Annotated in this window: 15 protein-coding genes; 5 read left to right on the forward strand and 10 right to left on the reverse strand. The window is 60.5% G+C overall.

Annotation, left to right across the window (positions count from 1 at the left end):
- Position 1: 1 nt before the first annotated feature.
- The 3 genes from mupP to KKQ10_RS19435 all read left to right on the forward strand — a co-directional run bounded on the left by mupP (position 2) and on the right by KKQ10_RS19435 (position 2,826).
- Positions 2-673: an N-acetylmuramic acid 6-phosphate phosphatase MupP gene (mupP, locus tag KKQ10_RS19425; RefSeq protein ID WP_215502023.1), complete on the forward strand. Its 672-nt coding sequence runs from the start codon at positions 2-4 to the stop codon at positions 671-673.
- A gap of 123 nt (positions 674-796) precedes the next feature.
- Complete coding sequence (locus tag KKQ10_RS19430; protein WP_025113079.1) at positions 797-1,537, forward strand: YciK family oxidoreductase; 741 nt, start codon at positions 797-799, stop codon at positions 1,535-1,537.
- Between the two features lie 362 nt (positions 1,538-1,899).
- Positions 1,900-2,826 (forward strand): GGDEF domain-containing protein, encoded by a 927-nt coding sequence (locus KKQ10_RS19435; RefSeq protein WP_215502024.1) that lies wholly within the window; start codon positions 1,900-1,902, stop codon positions 2,824-2,826.
- Positions 2,827-2,964: 138 nt separating this feature from the next.
- On the opposite strand, the gene KKQ10_RS19440 is transcribed toward KKQ10_RS19435, so the two are convergent.
- The 7 genes from KKQ10_RS19440 to KKQ10_RS19470 form a co-directional block, all read right to left on the reverse strand.
- Entirely contained in the window at positions 2,965-3,726 is a 762-nt protein-coding gene (locus KKQ10_RS19440) for an iron-containing redox enzyme family protein (RefSeq protein WP_252191672.1), read from the reverse strand.
- A 79-nt stretch (positions 3,727-3,805) separates the two neighbouring features.
- Positions 3,806-6,265 carry an EAL domain-containing protein gene (locus tag KKQ10_RS19445; RefSeq protein WP_215502026.1) on the reverse strand — a complete coding sequence of 820 codons (2,460 nt, stop codon included), beginning with the start codon at positions 6,263-6,265 and terminating at the stop codon, positions 3,806-3,808.
- Positions 6,266-6,465: 200 nt separating this feature from the next.
- The gene (locus tag KKQ10_RS19450) at positions 6,466-8,292 is read right to left on the reverse strand and encodes an ABC transporter ATP-binding protein (RefSeq protein ID WP_127648827.1); all 1,827 of its coding nucleotides are present in this window, start codon (positions 8,290-8,292) and stop codon (positions 6,466-6,468) included.
- The gene (locus KKQ10_RS19455; protein WP_174823774.1) at positions 8,285-8,887 is read right to left on the reverse strand and encodes a DsbA family protein; all 603 of its coding nucleotides are present in this window, start codon (positions 8,885-8,887) and stop codon (positions 8,285-8,287) included. The genes KKQ10_RS19450 and KKQ10_RS19455 overlap by 8 nt, the downstream gene beginning before the upstream one ends.
- A 35-nt stretch (positions 8,888-8,922) precedes the next feature.
- Positions 8,923-9,864: an oxygen-dependent tRNA uridine(34) hydroxylase TrhO gene (gene trhO / locus KKQ10_RS19460; protein ID WP_108592511.1), complete on the reverse strand. Its 942-nt coding sequence runs from the start codon at positions 9,862-9,864 to the stop codon at positions 8,923-8,925.
- A 151-nt stretch (positions 9,865-10,015) separates the two neighbouring features.
- On the reverse strand, positions 10,016-10,315 hold the full coding sequence (locus KKQ10_RS19465) for a BolA family protein (RefSeq protein WP_127648829.1): 300 nt from the start codon (positions 10,313-10,315) through the stop codon (positions 10,016-10,018).
- Between the two features lie 12 nt (positions 10,316-10,327).
- Positions 10,328-10,846: a DUF2059 domain-containing protein gene (locus KKQ10_RS19470; protein WP_003226938.1), complete on the reverse strand. Its 519-nt coding sequence runs from the start codon at positions 10,844-10,846 to the stop codon at positions 10,328-10,330.
- Between the two features lie 193 nt (positions 10,847-11,039).
- Here KKQ10_RS19470 and KKQ10_RS19475 point away from each other — a divergent pair, with 193 nt between their 5' ends.
- Positions 11,040-12,434, forward strand: coding sequence for a class II fumarate hydratase (locus tag KKQ10_RS19475; protein WP_127648830.1), 1,395 nt, complete (start codon positions 11,040-11,042; stop codon positions 12,432-12,434).
- An 89-nt stretch (positions 12,435-12,523) separates the two neighbouring features.
- On the opposite strand, the gene KKQ10_RS19480 is transcribed toward KKQ10_RS19475, so the two are convergent.
- A complete protein-coding gene (locus KKQ10_RS19480) occupies positions 12,524-13,477 on the reverse strand; it encodes a DMT family transporter (protein WP_215502027.1) in 954 nt (317 codons plus the stop codon).
- Positions 13,478-13,687: 210 nt separating this feature from the next.
- Between KKQ10_RS19480 and KKQ10_RS19485 the strand changes: the two genes are divergently transcribed.
- Complete coding sequence (locus KKQ10_RS19485; protein ID WP_127648832.1) at positions 13,688-13,882, forward strand: DUF6316 family protein; 195 nt, start codon at positions 13,688-13,690, stop codon at positions 13,880-13,882.
- Between the two features lie 110 nt (positions 13,883-13,992).
- Here the strand turns inward: KKQ10_RS19485 and KKQ10_RS19490 are convergent, their stop codons facing one another.
- Both KKQ10_RS19490 and pap read right to left on the reverse strand, forming a co-directional pair.
- Entirely contained in the window at positions 13,993-15,177 is a 1,185-nt protein-coding gene (locus KKQ10_RS19490; RefSeq protein WP_215502028.1) for a thiolase family protein, read from the reverse strand.
- Positions 15,178-15,280: 103 nt separating this feature from the next.
- Positions 15,281-16,795, reverse strand: a complete 1,515-nt coding sequence (gene pap / locus KKQ10_RS19495) for a polyphosphate:AMP phosphotransferase (protein WP_215502029.1) — start codon at positions 16,793-16,795, stop codon at positions 15,281-15,283.
- Positions 16,796-17,033: the final 238 nt, after the last annotated feature.

Genomic DNA, 17,033 nt, shown 5'->3' on the forward strand with positions numbered 1-17,033 from the left:
GATGGCCATCAGAGCAGTTCTTTTCGACATGGACGGCACCCTGCTCGACACCGCGCCGGACTTCATCGCCATTTGTCAGGCGATGCGCGCGGATCGTGGCTTGCCGCCGATGAATGACAAGCACATCCGCGACGAAATCTCCGGCGGCGCCAAAGCCATGGTTGCCGTGACCTTTTCAATGGACCCGGAATCGCCGGGTTTCGAGGAACTGCGCCTGGAGTTTCTGGAGCGCTATCTGGTTGGCTGCGCAGTGCATAGCAAACTGTTCGACGGCATGGGCGAACTGTTGGCAGATATCGAAAAGGCCAATCTGCTCTGGGGCGTGGTGACCAACAAGCCGCTGCGCTTTGCCGAACCGATCATGCAACAACTGGGGCTGGCCGAGCGTTCGGCGCTGCTGATCTGCCCGGATCACGTGAAAAACAGCAAGCCCGATCCGGAGCCACTGATCCTCGCGTGCAAGATGCTTGATCTGGATCCATCGACCGTTCTGTTTGTCGGCGATGATCTGCGCGATATCGAGTCAGGGCGCGATGCCGGTACGAAAACGGCGGCTGTGACATTTGGCTACATCCACCCCGACGACAACCCGCGACACTGGGGCGCGGACGTGGTGGTGGATCATCCGCTGGAATTGCGCAAGGTGCTCGACAGCGCGCTCTGCAGCTGCTGATCAAAGTCAAAAGATCGTCCGAACACGGCCCGAACCTGCGGCAGGTCCTACAAGATTGCGATGATCTGTAGGAGCTGCCGAAGGCTGCGATCTTTTAGCGTTTAAATGGATTGTGAGGTTTTTATGTTTGATTACTCCGCTCGTCCCGAATTGCTCAAGGATCGGGTCATTCTGGTCACCGGTGCCGGCCGTGGCATTGGTGCGGCTGCCGCGAAAACCTATGCCGCCCATGGCGCCACCGTGTTGCTGCTGGGCAAGACCGAAGCCAATCTGACGCAGGTCTACGACGAGATCGAAGCGGCGGGTCATCCGCAACCGGCGGTGATCCCGTTCAACCTCGAGACTGCCCTGCCCCATCAGTACGATGAGCTGGCGGCGATGATCGAGACCGAGTTCGGCCATCTCGACGGCCTGCTGCACAACGCCTCGATCATTGGTCCGCGCACGCCGATCGAACAGCTGTCGGGCGAAAACTTCATGCGCGTCATGCAAGTCAACGTCAACGCCATGTTCATGCTGACCAGCACCCTGCTGCCGCTGCTCAAACTGTCGCAGGATGCCTCGGTGGTGTTCACCTCCAGCAGCGTCGGGCGCAAGGGCCGGGCCTACTGGGGCGCCTACGGCGTATCGAAGTTCGCCACCGAAGGCCTGATGCAAACCCTGGCCGATGAAGTCGATGGCGTGGCGCCGGTACGCTCCAACAGCATCAACCCGGGGGGCACCCGCACCAGCATGCGCGCCCAGGCTTACCCGGGAGAAAACCCGCTGAACAACCCGACCCCGGAAGAGATCATGCCGGTGTACTTGTACCTGATGGGCCCGGACAGCACCGGCATCAATGGCCAGGCCTTCAACGCGCAATAACTGCCATACGTCGCTTTTGTGGCCGTGACGGATTACCGTCGCGGCACACATTTGCCGCTTCCCGATATCACACTCCAGTCAAATATCCGCCACCCACCCTCAAAGCAAAAAGCCATCCTGTTGATTCATAACGATTTTAATAAACATGAACCGAATGGCATGACTTTCGCTCTAATTTTCCTCAAAGCATGCCGTGTGAAGGCACTGGGGCAAGGCCGATTTCGATAGCTGACTAATCGTCATCAGGCAGACTAAACTTACGCCAAATGTCCTACGGGACTGATGGATCAGTATGACGCGCAGCCCATAGCCGCTCTCACCCAGCCTGTAAGACAGACTTACTGCTTAGGGGCTCACGCCATATGAAATCACCCTCCCAGACCAATGCAATTGACTTTGACAGTGCCAAATTGCAACGCCTGGGCTTTGGTCAGCTGCCTCCGCTGCTGGAACGCCCGGCCAACCTGGCGCAACTGCGCCAGCAAATGAGCCTGCAACTGCAAACCAGTCTTGAGCCGCAACGAATCCTTGGTCTGTTTTTCCGCGAAGTTCAGCGCCTGGTGCCGCTGGACGCTTTGAGTTACGTGCATTCGGGCAGCGACCTGCGCCTGGAGTTCGGCGCACGCGGTCACCATTCGGTCAGCTACAGCCTCAGCCACGAAGGCGAGCATCTGGGTGAGCTGGTGTTCCGCCGCAATCAACGCTTCAGTGAGCAAGACCAGGGCAACCTCGAATCGCTGCTGTCGTCGCTGTTGTTCCCGATGCGCAACGCCCTGCTCTACCGCGCCGCGACGCAAAGCGCGCTGCGCGACCCGTTGACCGGGACCGGCAACCGGATCGCCATGGAGCAGACCCTGCAACGCGAGATCGACATGTCACGGCGGCACCTGCAACCGTTGTCGGTGCTGATGCTCGACATCGACCACTTCAAACGGGTCAACGACAGCCACGGACACAGCGCCGGGGATGACGTACTCAAAGCGGTGGCGGCGTCGATCAAGGGCCAACTGCGCAATGTCGACATGGTGTTTCGCTATGGCGGAGAAGAGTTTCTGATCCTGCTGTGCAACACCGGCCGGGAAGCGGCGGCGATGGTCGGCGAACGCCTGCGCCATGCCGCGCAGGCTGCGCAATACTTCGCTGACGGCCAGTTGATCGACCTGACCGTGAGCCTCGGCTGCTCGAGCCTGCTGCCGGGGGAATCGGCCGACAGCCTGCTGCGCCGCGCTGACAGCGCGCTGTATGTGGCCAAGCGCGAGGGGCGTAATCGCCTGGCAATGGCTGGCTGATACTTTTTTGATACCCCCAAAATCACTGTAGGAGTGAGCCTGCTCGCGATAACGGTGTGTCAGTCACCCTCTCTGTTGACTGGCACACCGTTATCGCGAGCAGGCTCACTCCTACACTTTTTGCGGTGTTATGGGATATCAGCTCTCTACCAGCGCCAGACGCTCACGCCCATGGATCGCCCGCTCGGCGTTTTCCAGTTGCATGCAGCGCTCGAGGAACAGGTACATGTAGTCATAGCTCTTGCAGACTGCCTGGCGCAGCTCGGTCTGCAACGCCTTGCTCGGGTTCATCCCGGCCAGCGTGCAGATGATTTCCAGCGCCTCCCACGGATGCGCGTCGTCATACTGGGCGTGCATCTTCAGCCACTTCATGGCGCGCTTGCGCTCCTCTTCGGGGAACGCCGCGGCGTACACCCCCGTAGAGCAGACCAGCGCCGACCACTCCCCGGTCGCACCCTCGATGGCATAGTTGGTGGCGGCGATGGCGACGATCAGCGAATCCGCCGAGCTGGTGTGCCAGCACCAGTGACTCAAGGCATGCAGTTCGGGCGGCACTTGCTGGGCCTGAAGATCCTCAAGGCTGACGCCATGCGCGCGGCTCCAGTTCAGCCAGTAGTCGGCATGGTTGAGTTCGACGCGGATGTTGCGCATCAGCCAGCGGCGCGCCATGTCCTCCCCAGGATGGCGGGCAAACCTGGTCTTGGTCAGGTTCTGCGCCATATACAACGCAAACTGTTCAACGACCGGCCAGCCCCCGATCAGGTACTGGCGCATGGTCTTGGCGCTGAGCTTGTTATCGCGCAGGCGCAGGTACAGTTCATGTTCGACAACCCGGCGCTTGCTCTCGCTGCAATCCACAATGAGCTGTTGTGCCCAGGCTGGATAACTTGCAGCTTCCATGAGTGGTCCGGTTCGGTTGAATGTGTCGATCACTGTTCGGCTCCTTTTGATTTGTGATTGTAAGGATCGGCAAGAGCTTTCAACGGAACGTGCCAGGCGCCTTGAACAACAACGGCTGCGGTCTGGCGGGCCGACTTTGCAAACTGTCGCAGGTAAACAATTGCGGGCGTTCGATGACATAACCCTGAGCGTAATCCACCCCGATTTCAAGCAGTGCCTGCTCGATCTGGGTTGTTTCAACAAACTCGGCAATTGTCTGCTTACCCATGACATGCCCGATGTGATTGATCACTTCGACCATTGCGCGGTTAATCGGGTCGTCCAGCATATCCTTTACGAAACTCCCGTCGATCTTCAGGAAGTCTACAGGCAAATGTTTCAGATAAGCGAATGAAGACATTCCGGCACAAAAGTCATCGAGCGAGAAGTAACAACCTAAGCCTTTGAGTTCATTAATAAATCTAATTGCACTACCGAGATTGGCAATTGCACTGGTTTCGGTAATTTCAAAACAAATCATTTCAGGTGGTATGGAGTAACTAACAAACTGTTCCCGCAGAAAGTGCAAGAACGCGTCATCTCCGATAGTAATGCCTGAAAGATTAATCGCACACATTGCCAACGGGCCTTCATGTTGTTCGGCAATACATTGGGCAATGACTTTAAAAACATTCTCGACTACCCAGCGGTCGAGTTGACTCATCAGGCCATAACGTTCGGCTGCCGGAATGAAACTGTCCGGCAGGATCATCCGTCCGGCCTCGTCATGCAGGCGCAAAAGGATTTCGATGTGCCCGCCACCGCCGACCGTGGTACCCAGCGGGGCAATTTCCTGGGCATACAGGCAGAAGCGGTTTTCTTCCAGCGCCATGTGCAAACGCTGCACCCAGGCCATTTCACCGAAGCGCAACGACAGCTCGGAGTCATCGGCGTGGTAGACCTGCACCCGGTTACGCCCCTTCTCCTTGGCCATGTAGCACGCCATGTCGGCTGCACGCAGCGACGCTTCAAGGGTCGTCGGGGTCTGGGCGATATGCACCAGGCCGATACTCACGGTGGTCAAAAATGGCCGGCCCTTCCACACGAAGTGCAGATTCTGCACGGTCTGGCGCAGGCTTTCGGCGATTTTCTCCGCAGCCTCCGGTGCGCAGTTCTCCAGCAGAATGCCGAACTCATCCCCGCCCAGCCGCGCCAAGGTATCGCTCTCGCGCAAGCCCGACTGCAACAGCGCGCAGATGTGGCGCAGCAGCTCGTCGCCGGCTGCGTGACCGCAGGTGTCGTTGACCAGTTTGAACTGGTCCAGATCCAGGAACATCAGCGCATGTCGACCGGACTGGCGCGTCAAATTGTGCAGCGCCTGTTCCAGGCGGTATTCGAACTCACGGCGATTGGCCAGACCGGTCAGGGCATCGTGGGTCGCTTGCCACGACAGGTTGGCGATGTACTGCCGCTCTTGAGTCATGTCATGCAATACCAGCACCGTGCCACTGATCTTTTCGGCATTGCGGATCGGCGCGCCGACCAGTGTCACCGACACCGTACTGCCGTCCAGGCGCTGAATCAGTTTGGAGTGCTCGCTGCCGCCGACCAGTTTGCCGCTGAGAATATGCTCGATCAGTGTCAGCCCTTCAGTCTGGGCGTTGTCATCCAGCAAGTTGAACAGTGCGGCCAGCGGCAGACCCGCCGCGTGCTCGGCCTTCCAGTGGGTCATGGCCTCGGCCGCCGGGTTCATGTAATCGATGGCCCCATCGACATCGGTGGTGATGACGCCGTCGCCGATCGATTGCAGGGTGATGTGCGCCCGGTCCTTCTCCAACTGCAGTGCCTGGGCAAAGGCATGGCGCTGCTTGAGCAGCTTGTGCGTACGCAGCAAGGCCAGCGCAATCAGCCCCAGCGCCGTGGCCAGGTTGGTGAACAGCAGCAGGCGCAGGATCATCCGCGAGCCCTCGCCCAAGGCATCGCTGAAGGCCTTGGCTGCCGGGGTCACGCCGTCATTGATTGCGAAAATCTGCGTTTTCCAGCGTTGAATATCAGCCGGCGTCGCAACGTTTTCACTGATGCCCTGATGCATCTCGCGCGCGACTTTGTCCAGCTGGACCAGATAGGCATCGCCGATCGTCCAGCGGTCGATGGCGGTTTCCAGATAACTGAAATGACGAAAATTGAGGTACAGCCAGATCAGGCTCGGGACGTCATCGGGGTGGTTGCCACCCTTGAGGATGCCTTCTCGTGCCGCTTGCAGATCCGGTGGCTGTCGATCCAGAGCCAGACGCAACTCGTGACCGCCCTGCGGCACGGCAATCGCGTCCTTGTACTTGAGGAAGATCGCCTCGTCGCGGCTGTCGGCGTAGAGGTTCAGATAATAGATGGCGTCCTTCTGGCCCTTGGACCAGAGACTCTCGCCGGCCACATAGCCGCGAACGGCCGACAGGACGTAAAGACTCACGCCCCCCAATAACGCCTGAAATAACACGACGGCAATAAATGGCCAGACGATGCCCAACAACCGTGGCGTTCCGAGAGTCCTTTTTTGCTTCATGAGGTCCCTTGCACAAGCACTGCCAGATGAACACCGGAAGATACCGCTTCTGACAGCTCAGCCTAGGCTATTTTCGACACATCGAAGGCAGCGCTGTGCCGTCTTGCGGGTCGATCGTACTACCGACTGGTCTGTCGCAGGGTTTCAGGTGGTTTTACTCAAAGCAATTCAAGCACTAAGCACAGAAAGTGCGACGAAACTCAAGTGCGTTGTATCTGCTGCAGATGGCCATACAGCTTGGCGTACAGGCCACCATCCGCGATCAGTTGCTGGTGATCGCCGTCCTCGGCCACTCGCCCGCCATCGAACACCAGCACGCGGTCCGCCTGCTTCACCGCTGACAGGCGATGCGCAATGATCAACGTGGTGCGGCCATTGAGGAAACGCGCCATGGCCTGATGCAGGTTGTACTCGGTGGCGGCATCGAGGGCCGAAGTGGCTTCATCGAGGATCACCACTTTCGGCTCGGCGAGGATCATCCGGGCAATCGCCAGGCGCTGACGCTGACCGCCGGACAGGCGCACGCCAGAGCGTCCGACAATGCTGTCGAGACCGTCCGGCAGCGCGCGAATGCTCGCCTCCAGCTGGGCGATTTCCAGCGCCTGCCAGCAGGCTTCATCGCTGCGGGTGCGACCCATGGTCAGGTTGGCGCGTACCGTGTCGTTGAACAGCGCCGGATGCTGCAGCACCACCGCGACGTTTTCGCGAATCAGCTCCAGGCCGATTTCCTGCTGGGTCGAACCGCCGAAACGGATCGTACCGGCCAACGGCGTGTACAGCCCGAGCAGCAACTGCACCAGGGTACTCTTGCCGCCGCCACTGGCACCGACAATTGCGACTTTTTCACCGGGGGCGATGGACAGGTTCATCTGATCCACCACCAATTCATCGCCGTAACCGAAGCTCAGCCCCTGCACCTCGATGCCCACGGTTTCACGGCCCTTGAACGGATCGACGCCGCCCGGGTATTGCGGTTCGTCAGCCCGCGCCAGCAGTTCGTTGATCCGCGACAGCGCGCCGCCCGCCGCGTAGTAGGCGTATTGCAGATTAAGCAGTTGTTCGACCGGGCCGATCATGAACCACAGGTAACTGAACACCGCGAGCATCTGGCCGATCGACAGGTCGGAGAACAGCACCGTAAGCATGGCCGCGGCGCGAAAGATATCGATGCCGAACTGGAACAGCAGACCGCTGGCGCGGTTCGACGCATCGGTCTTCCACTGCGAATTGACCGCGTAATTGCGCACTTCCTGCGCGCGCAATCCGAGCCGTCCGAGGAAGAAGCCCTGACGGTTGCCGGCGCGCACTTCCTGGATCGCATCGAGGGTTTCGCTCAGGGCCTGAGTGAAACGCGAGGTGCTGTCGTTCTCCAGTTTCTTCAGGTGCTTGACCCGCTTGCCCAACTGCACCGTGGCGTAGATCACCAGCGGGTTGAACAGCAGGATCAGCAGCGCCAGTTTCCAGTGCATCCACATCAGGATGCTGGCGGTGCCGACCAGGGTCAGCATCGCCACCAGAAAACGGCTGAGGGTTTCGCCGACGAACTTGTCGAGGGTGTCCAGATCAGTGACCAGGTGCGTGGTCACGGTGCCGCTGCCGAGGCTTTCGTACTCGCCGAGGGAGATACGTTTGAGGCGCTCGATCAGGCGCACGCGAATGCGGTAGACGATGTCCTTGGCCAGCCGCGCAAACAACCGCGCCTGCAGCACACCAAAGCACAGGGCGCTGCAACGCAGGGTCAGGGTGACCACCAGCATCAGGCCGATGTAACCCGCCGCCTGCTGCCACATCGACGGCAGCACGTGGTTCATGATTTTCAGCGCGGCATCGCCATGGCCGAGCAGGACTTCATCCACCAGCAACGGCAACAGCAATGGAATCGGCACGCTGCACAGCGTCGCCAGTACGGCCACGCCGTTAGCGATCCACAGGGATTTTTTGTGATGAAGCGCCAGACGCCGGACTTCTGCCCAGCTCAGCCGGTCGACACGCTTTACGGCTGGCGTGTCATCGGCCCGGTCAGGCACAGGCTGCGCGCTCCAGCCAGCGGCCGAGCAATGGCGACAGCTCACTGAGCGGTTGATAGCCGTTGGTCAGCAACGCCAGTTGGCCGTTGCGTTCGGCGAGCAGGGTCGGGAAACCGGCGATGCCCAGATCCTGCACCCAACTGAAATCGGCCTGAGTCGCCTTGTGTTGATCGGCATGATCGAACAGCGCGGCAAATTCGATACGCGGCACGCCGGCCTGTTCAGCCAGTTCCACCAGCACACTGGCCTGGGTGACATCGCGACCTTCAGCGTAAAACGCCTGCTGGATCAGGCCGACCAGTTTCCACGCGCAATCCGGCGCCAGGCTGCGCGCGGTGACGATCGCGCGGCAGGCCGGCTCGGTGTCGTAGACAAAACCGTCGGGCAACGCGCCGTCGAACTTGAACGGCTGGCCGGTGGCCTCGGTGACCGCCTGCCAGTGCTCAAGAATGTAGCGCCGCGTGGTCGGTTCCAGTGCCGCACCGCTGCCGGTGCGCAAGCCGCCGACCACCAGATGCAGTTCCACCCCCGCTGCCTGCGCCTGCTCGACCAATGCCTTGGCAACCGGAGCGAACCCCCAGCACCAGGAACACATCGGATCCATCACATAGAGCAGGCGCGCAGACATGATTAAGCCTCGGTGGATGCTTGTTTATAGTTGTAGCCGATCGGGTGCGGCATGTTGCGCGCCTTGGCCAGTTCGATCTGCTTCTGCCGATCGATGGCGCTGCGACGGGTTTTCTCGCTCAGCTTGTCCCAGCAATGCGGGCAACTGATGCCGGCCACGTAATGCTCGGAGGCACGATCTTCAACGCTGACCGGTGTGCGGCAGGCATGACATTGATCGTAGTCGCCTTCGCTGAGGTCGTGACGCACGGTCACGCGGTTGTCGAACACGAAGCAGTCGCCCTGCCATTTGGTTTCTTCCTGCGGCACCTCTTCGAGGTATTTCAGGATGCCGCCCTTGAGGTGGTAAACCTCTTCGAAACCCTCGCCCAGCATGTAGCTCGAGGCTTTCTCGCAGCGAATGCCACCGGTGCAGAACATCGCGACCTTCTTGTGCACGGCCGGGTCGAAGTGCTCTTTGATGTAATCGGGAAATTCGCGAAAACTGGTGGTTTTCGGATCGATGGCGCCTTCGAAGGTACCGATCGACACTTCGTAGTCGTTGCGGGTGTCGATCAGCAGCACTTCCGGATCGCTGATCAGCGCGTTCCAGTCTTGCGGCTCGACGTAGGTGCCGACCTTTTTGTTCGGGTCCACGCCTTCGACGCCGAGGGTGACAATCTCTTTTTTCAGTTTGACTTTGGTGCGGTAGAACGGCTGCTCGTCGCAGTACGACTCTTTGTGGTCGATGTCGATCATGCGCGGGTCGTTCTTCAGCCAGGCGAGCAGGCCATCGATGCCTTCGCGGCTGCCGGACACGGTGCCGTTGATGCCTTCTTCGGCGATCAACAGGGTGCCTTTGATACCGTTGTCGACCATCGCTTGCAGCAGTGGCTCGCGCAGGTTGACGTAATCTTCGAGGGTGACGAACTTATACAGTGCCGCCACGACAATCGGTTGTGTCATGGGTATTTCTCCAGGTGGCTACCCTCGCAAAGGGTGAACCGGATTCAAAAAAAAACGCGCCGGGTGAGCGGCGCGTTGCGGATTCTATCAAAAACATCACCCTCTGCGGCAGCCACCTGTAGGAGCTGCCGCAGGCTGCGATCTTTTGATCTTAATGTTTGCTACCGCCGGCACAGGTCGGCGACGCCGGAGCGGCGCCCACCTCTGCCCATTCCTGCGGGGTGTAGGTGTGCAGCGCCAACGCATGGAACTCGCCCATCAGCTCGCCGAGCGTGCCGTAGACTTTCTGGTGGCGCTTGACCCGGTTCAGGCCTTCGAACTGTGCGCTGACCACCACAGCCTTGAAGTGGGTCTGTAACCCGCGACTGTGCATGTGGCTTTCGTCCAGCACCTGCAGATGCTCAGGCTGAAGCAGGCTCAGCGTCGATTCGATGCGTTGTTGCATGGTCATCACGAACTCCGCTTACTTCTTCTTGGCCGGCGCAGCGCCTTTCGGTGCCAGCTCGTTGGTCATGTCGTCGAGCAGCTTGTTGACGACAGGGACAGCGCTTTCCAGCTTGGCCTGGGTCATCTGGGCCGATTGCTGGGTCAGCTGCGGCATTTTTTCCAGGACTTTCTTGCCCAGTGGCGACTGGTAGAACGCGACCAGGTCTTTCAGCTCGGATTCGCTGAAGTTGCTGGTGTAGAGCTTGACCATGTCAGGCTTGAGCTTGTTCCAGCCGATGGCCTGGTCCAGGGCAGCGTTGGCCTTGGCCTGGTAGGTTTCCAGTACGGCTTTCTTGGATTCCGGGGCTTTGGTCTGTTCAAAGCGCTGAGCAAACATTTGCTGCACTTGCATGTACACCGGAGTACCCAGTTTGTCAGCGTGCGCCAGGGTCAGGAAAGCTTCGGCACTGGCGTTGTGGCTGGCGGTATCGGCAAGCACCTGGCCGCTGGCGCAAACCAGTGCAACCGCGGTACAGATGGCACGAAGACGAGTCATCGAGTTTCCTTTTCTAGCTAGCGAGGTAAAACCCCAAGGGCGACCATTCTGCGCCTAAAAAACCTCGTGGCTCAACCCCCGGCCCTTGCCGTGCTTGATTGGCCGGGTTTTACCGGTCAACAATCGGTTCGAGGGAACCACCTGGGCCTGACCGGGCCTAAACTGCGCAAACAGACCAACAGGAGTGTGCACCATGAGCCGTATCGAAACCGACAGCCTGGGCCAGATCGAAGTCCCGGACGACGCTTACTGGGGTGCTCAGACGCAACGCTCGCTGATCAACTTCGCCATCGGTCAGGAACGCATGCCGTTGCCGGTACTGCACGCCCTGGCCCTGATCAAGAAAGCCGCCGCCCGGGTCAACGACCGCAACGGCGACCTGCCCGCCGACATCGCCCGCCTGATCGAACAAGCCGCCGACGAAGTGCTCGACGGCCAGCACGACGACCAGTTCCCGCTGGTGGTCTGGCAGACCGGCAGCGGCACCCAGAGCAACATGAACGTCAACGAAGTGATCGCCGGTCGCGCCAACGAACTGGCCGGTAACCCGCGCGGCGGCAAGACGCCGGTGCACCCCAACGATCACGTCAACCGCTCGCAAAGCTCCAACGACTGCTTCCCCACCGCCATGAGCATCGCCACCGCCAAAGCCGTGCAGGAACAACTGCTGCCGGCCATCGCCGAGCTGTCCGGCGGTCTGGCCGAATTGGCGGCACGCCATATGAAACTGGTGAAGACCGGCCGCACGCACATGATGGATGCGACGCCGATCACCTTCGGTCAGGAGCTGTCTGGATTTATAGCGCAACTGGATTACGCCGAACGAGCGCTCCGCTCAGCGTTGCCAGCCGTGTGTGAACTGGCGCAGGGCGGCACCGCGGTCGGCACCGGCCTGAATTCGCCGCACGGCTTCGGCGAAGCGATAGCCGCAGAACTCGCCGCGCTGTCCGGCCTGCCGTTCGTCACCGCGCCGAACAAGTTTGCCGCACTGGCCGGGCATGAACCGCTGACCAGCCTGTCCGGTGCCCTGAAAACCCTCGCCGTGGCGCTGATGAAAATCGCCAACGACCTGCGCCTGCTCGGCTCTGGTCCACGCGCGGGGTTTGCCGAAGTGAAGCTGCCGGCCAACGAGCCGGGCAGCTCGATCATGCCGGGCAAGGTCAACCCGACCCAGTGCGAAGCGCTGTCGATGCTCGCCTGCCAGGTGTTGGGCAATGACGTCACCATCGGCATCGCCGCCAGTCAGGGCCACCTGCAACTGAACGTGTTCAAACCGGTGATCATCCACAACCTGCTGCAATCGATCCGCCTGCTCGCCGACGGTTGCAGCAACTTCCAGCAGCACTGCATCGCAGGTCTTGAGCCGGACGCCGACGTCATGGCCAAACATCTGGAGCGCGGGCTGATGCTGGTGACGGCGCTGAACCCGCACATCGGTTATGACAAGTCGGCAGAAATCGCCAAGAAGGCTTACAGCGAAGGCCTGACCTTGCGCGAGGCGGCGCTGCAGCTGGGGTATCTGACCGATGAAGAGTTCGATGCCTGGGTGCGGCCGGAGAACATGATCGAGGCTGGCGCCAAGGGCTAACAGCAAAAAAGATCGCAGCCTGCGGCAGCTCCTACAAGGGAATGCATTCCAACCGGTAGGAGCTGCCGCAGGCTGCGATCTTTTGATTTTCAGGCCATACGCATTCGCCGCGCCTTCAACCCGGCCATCAACGACGGCCCCAACGCCACCAGCACCGAACCCAGCACCACCAGCACCGCCCCGCCATAACCCAGGCCATTGATCTGCTCGGCGTGCACGTATTCCGGCCACATCCACGCCGCCAGCGCCACCGCGCCAAAGGTCACCAACGGGGTGATCGCCAACGTCGCACTGACCCGCGACGCCTCCCAATGCGCCAGCGCTTCGGCAAATGCGCCATAGGCAATCAACGTATTCATGCAGCACGCCAGCAGCAGCCAGCCCTGCAACGGGCTCAGCTCCAATGCCTCGAGCGGATGCACCCACGGCGTCAGCAACAGCGCGCAGAACAGGTAGATCACCATCATCACCTGCAGCGAATTCCACACCGTAAGCAATTGCTTCTGGCCCAGCGCGTAGAAGGTCCAGACCGTCGAGGCCAACAGCACCAGCAACACGCCAGCGGTGTAGTCCGACAACGAGGTGAGCAGTTCGGCCAGACGCTGATTGAAGAACAGCACAAAGCCGATCAGCAGCACCGCCAGGCCAATGCCCTGGCCGATGCTGAAGCGCTCCTTGAACACGAACAGGCTGGCGATCAGCAACATGATCGGCCCCATCTGCACCACCAGTTGCGCGGTGCCGGGGCTGAGCAGGTTGAGGCCCATCAGGTACAGCACGTAGTTGCCGACCAGCCCGAGCACCGCCATCAACACCAGCCAGCCGCCCCGGGGCCCGAGCGCTTTACGGCTCGGCAGACGCTTGACCGACGCCAGATAAATGAACAGGCAACCGCCGGAGACCAACAGGCGAAACCAGGTCACCGTGATCGGGTCCATCACCTGCAACACCTGCTTGAGCTTGATCGGCAGGATGCCCCACAGAAAGGCCGTCAGCAGCGCCAGGAACAGACCGTAAACCCAGCGACCGGATGAAATGTGCATGCGAACCCCAATGCCTGCTGACAAGAGCAGTCATTCTAGGCGCGCACGCAGGTGCAACACAGGGACAGTTCGGGCCAGGCCGCAAATGAAACTGCGCAGGTCGCAGCATTAAATTGACGGATCGCCGTTGATCGGCTGGGCGGGCGCGCCAAGTGCTTCAGGCATAAGCTCGTTGAACCCCTTTCAGCGCATTAATCAAGGAGGCCGATCATGTACGGAATGCGCGCCCAGGACAGCGCCCCCGCCACGCACTTTCGCAGCGACCGGTTGTGTCGGGTCAATGGCGAACTGTTTTTCTGCACGCGCGAGAACACCCTTGAAGGGCCGTTCGACAATGCGCAAAAGGCTGAGCAGGAAATAAAGGCGTATATCGCGCGGATGCAGCTTCTGGATTCCAACCGGTAACCGGGTTGATCCAATCGCGAGCAGACTCACTCCTACAGGGGACGCATTCCAAATGTAGGAGTGAGCCTGCTCGCGATAGCAACCGATCAGCCAACAAATTTATTCCTGATTCAGCGCACCGCCTCAAACAACCCCGTCGCCCCCATCCCGCCACCCACGCACATGGTGACGATGCCGTAACGCAGATCCCGCCGCTGCAACTCGCGCACCAGATGCCCGACCTGTCGTGATCCGGTCATGCCGAACGGGTGGCCAATGGAAATCGAGCCGCCGTTGACGTTGTATTTGTCGTTCTCGATTTCCAGCCGATCCCGCGCATACAGGCACTGCGAAGCGAACGCCTCGTTGAGTTCCCACAGATCGATGTCCGCCACCTGCAAGCCTTTGGCCTTGAGCAGTTTCGGCACCGAGAACACCGGGCCGATGCCCATCTCGTCCGGCTCGCAACCGGCCACGGTGAAACCGCGGAAAAATGCCTTGGGCTTGAGCCCCAGTTGCAGGGCTTTTTCCAGGCTCATCACCAGGGTCATCGATGCACCGTCAGACAACTGCGACGAGTTGCCGGCGGTTACCGAACCGTCCTCGGCAAACACCGGTTTCAATCCGGCGAGGCTTTCGTAGGTGGTGTCCGGGCGGTTGCAGTCGTCACGGTCGACGATGCCGTCGAGAATTTGCACCTCACCGCTGTGCTTGTCCTCGACCCGGTACTTGACCGCCATCGGCACGATTTCATCATCGAACAGTCCGGCGGCCTGCGCCTGGGCCGTGCGCAACTGGCTCTGCAGCGAATAGCGATCCTGCGCCTCGCGGCTGACGGCATAACGGCGCGCCACCACTTCAGCGGTCTGGCCCATCGTGTAATAGATGCCCGGTACCTGCTGCTTGAGCAACGGGTTGATCAGGTGATCGGTGTTGACGCTTTTCAGGGTCAGGCTGATCGACTCGACGCCACCGGCGACGATGATGTCGCTGCAACCGGAAGCGATCTGGTTGGCGGCAATCGCGATCGCCTGCAAACCCGAAGAGCAAAAACGATTGAGGGTCATGCCCGCCACATTGGTGCCCAGGCGCGAGAGCACTGCCACGTTACGACCGATGTTGTAACCCTGCGCGCCCTCGTTGGAGCCGGCGCCGACAATGCAATCCTCGACGCTGGCCGGGTCGATGTCGTTGCGCGACAGCAGCGCGTTGACGCAATGGGCCGCCATGTCGTCGGGACGGGTCTGGTTGAACTTGCCGCGAAAGGACTTGGCCAGGCCGGTCCGCACGCTGTCGACGATCACCACTTCACGCATGGCATACCTCAATTGTTGTTGTCGGAAGAGAGTGAACCGAGCATAAGTCCACCCCGCCGCCGACGGCGACAATCATTCACCCCGCGTATGCGTGTCCATCGGCTCAGTCCTTGTGCTTTTTCGCACGCTTGTCGGACTTTTCGAACGCCTCTTCGAGCGCCCGGTTGATCGTGCGCAGCACCTTGACCCGCGCCCAGCGCTTGTCATTGGCCTCGACCAGGGTCCACGGCGAAATCTCGGTGCTGGTGCGGTCGACCATGTCGCCTACGGCCGCGCGGTAGACGTCCCACTTGTCGCGATTGCGCCAGTCGTCTTCGGTGATCTTGAAGCGCTTGAATGGAATCTGTTCCCGGGACTGGAACCGCTCCATCTGCGTGTCCTTGTCGATCGCCAGCCAGAACTTGACGACGATGACGCCGGCATCGGCGATCTGCTCCTCGAAGTCATTGATCTCGCTGTAGGCGCGCAGCCAGTCGGCCGGGCTGCAAAAGCCCTCGACCCGCTCCACCAGGACCCGACCGTACCAAGAGCGGTCGAACACGGTGAACTTGCCCCGCGCCGGCAGGTGCCGCCAGAAACGCCACAAGTACGGCTGCGCACGCTCCTCCTCGGTCGGTGCGGCAATCGGCACGATGCTGTACTGACGCGGATCGAGCGCCGCCGCCACCCGGCGGATCGCCCCGCCCTTGCCCGCCGCATCGTTGCCTTCGAACACCGCCACCAGGGCGTGGCGGCGCATGCGTTTGTCACGCATCAACCCGGAAAAACGCGCCTGCTCGGTGATCAGTTGTTCTTCGTAGTCTTTCTTTTCCAGCTGCTGATTCAGGTCGAGGCTGTCGAGCAGGTTCAGTTGATCGACCGCCGTGCCCAGCGGTGCGGCGTTGACTTCCTCAGTGTGCACCTGTGGCCGCTTGAGCGCGGTTTGCAGGCCTTCGAGCAGGATCTTGCCGACCGCCAGGCTGCGGTAATTGGCGTCCATGCCTTCGATGACGTGCCAAGGTGCGTAGTCGCGGCTGGTGCGGCGCAGCACGCGTTCGCCGTATTTGACGAACTTGTCGTAGGTCTGCGATTGCTGCCAGTCCAGCGGGCTGATGCGCCAGCTGTGCAGCGGGTCGTCGGCCAGTGCCTTGAGCCGCGCCTTCATCTGTTTCTTGGACAGGTGGAACCAGAACTTGAAGATCAGCGCGCCTTCGTCGCACAGCATCTTTTCCAGACGCTCGGCGGCGTTGATCGCCTGATCCAGACGCGGATCCTTGAACAAACCGTGAACCCGCCCCTGGAGCATCTGGCTGTACCAGTTACCGAAGAACACCCCCATCCGCCCCTTGGCCGGGAGCATCCGCCAGTAACGCCAGGCCGGTGGCCGCGCCAGCTCTTCATCGGTCTGCTGATCGAAGGTGCGCACCTCGATCAGGCGCGGGTCCATCCATTCGTTGAGCAACTTGACGGTTTCGCCCTTGCCGGCGCCTTCGATGCCGTTGATCAAAATGATCACCGGGAAACGCTTCTGCTGCTGCAACTCAAACTGCGCTTCCAGTAATGCTTCACGCAGCGCAGGCACAGCCGCGTCGTAAGTCTCTTTGTCGATGGCGTGACCGATTTCAGCGGATTCAAACATAGGGACGGCTCCTTCCAGGATTCAGCAAGACTAGCGGATTGGGCACGGCGATGGAGGGGAAATTCCCCCACAAAGTTGGGTTAAATGATTGAAACCCTGTGGCGAGGGAGCTTGCTCCCGCTCGGCTGCGCAGCAGTCGCAAAATCTGCAACCACGGTCCTCCAGACAAATAGCGGTCGCAGGTTTTGGGGCTGCTGCGCACCCCGGCGGGAGCAAGCTCCCTCGCCACAAAAGCCGG

It is taken from the genome of Pseudomonas sp. MG-9 (assembly GCF_018729515.1).
Lineage (GTDB): Bacteria > Pseudomonadota > Gammaproteobacteria > Pseudomonadales > Pseudomonadaceae > Aquipseudomonas > Aquipseudomonas serboccidentalis.

Excerpts from the sequence above, each read along its gene's own strand:
- mupP (WP_215502023.1), top strand. The coding sequence starts at position 2 with ATGGCCATCAGAGCAGTTCTTTTCGACATGGACGGCACCCTGCTCGAC.
- KKQ10_RS19430 (WP_025113079.1), top strand. The coding sequence starts at position 797 with ATGTTTGATTACTCCGCTCGTCCCGAATTGCTCAAGGATCGGGTCATT.
- KKQ10_RS19435 (WP_215502024.1), top strand. The coding sequence starts at position 1,900 with ATGAAATCACCCTCCCAGACCAATGCAATTGACTTTGACAGTGCCAAA.
- KKQ10_RS19440 (WP_252191672.1), bottom strand. The coding sequence starts at position 3,726 with ATGGAAGCTGCAAGTTATCCAGCCTGGGCACAACAGCTCATTGTGGAT.
- KKQ10_RS19445 (WP_215502026.1), bottom strand. The coding sequence starts at position 6,265 with ATGAAGCAAAAAAGGACTCTCGGAACGCCACGGTTGTTGGGCATCGTC.
- KKQ10_RS19455 (WP_174823774.1), bottom strand. The coding sequence starts at position 8,887 with ATGTGTTCCTGGTGCTGGGGGTTCGCTCCGGTTGCCAAGGCATTGGTC.
- trhO (WP_108592511.1), bottom strand. The coding sequence starts at position 9,864 with ATGACACAACCGATTGTCGTGGCGGCACTGTATAAGTTCGTCACCCTC.
- KKQ10_RS19465 (WP_127648829.1), bottom strand. The coding sequence starts at position 10,315 with ATGACCATGCAACAACGCATCGAATCGACGCTGAGCCTGCTTCAGCCT.
- KKQ10_RS19470 (WP_003226938.1), bottom strand. The coding sequence starts at position 10,846 with ATGACTCGTCTTCGTGCCATCTGTACCGCGGTTGCACTGGTTTGCGCC.
- KKQ10_RS19475 (WP_127648830.1), top strand. The coding sequence starts at position 11,040 with ATGAGCCGTATCGAAACCGACAGCCTGGGCCAGATCGAAGTCCCGGAC.
- KKQ10_RS19480 (WP_215502027.1), bottom strand. The coding sequence starts at position 13,477 with ATGCACATTTCATCCGGTCGCTGGGTTTACGGTCTGTTCCTGGCGCTG.
- KKQ10_RS19485 (WP_127648832.1), top strand. The coding sequence starts at position 13,688 with ATGTACGGAATGCGCGCCCAGGACAGCGCCCCCGCCACGCACTTTCGC.
- KKQ10_RS19490 (WP_215502028.1), bottom strand. The coding sequence starts at position 15,177 with ATGCGTGAAGTGGTGATCGTCGACAGCGTGCGGACCGGCCTGGCCAAG.
- pap (WP_215502029.1), bottom strand. The coding sequence starts at position 16,795 with ATGTTTGAATCCGCTGAAATCGGTCACGCCATCGACAAAGAGACTTAC.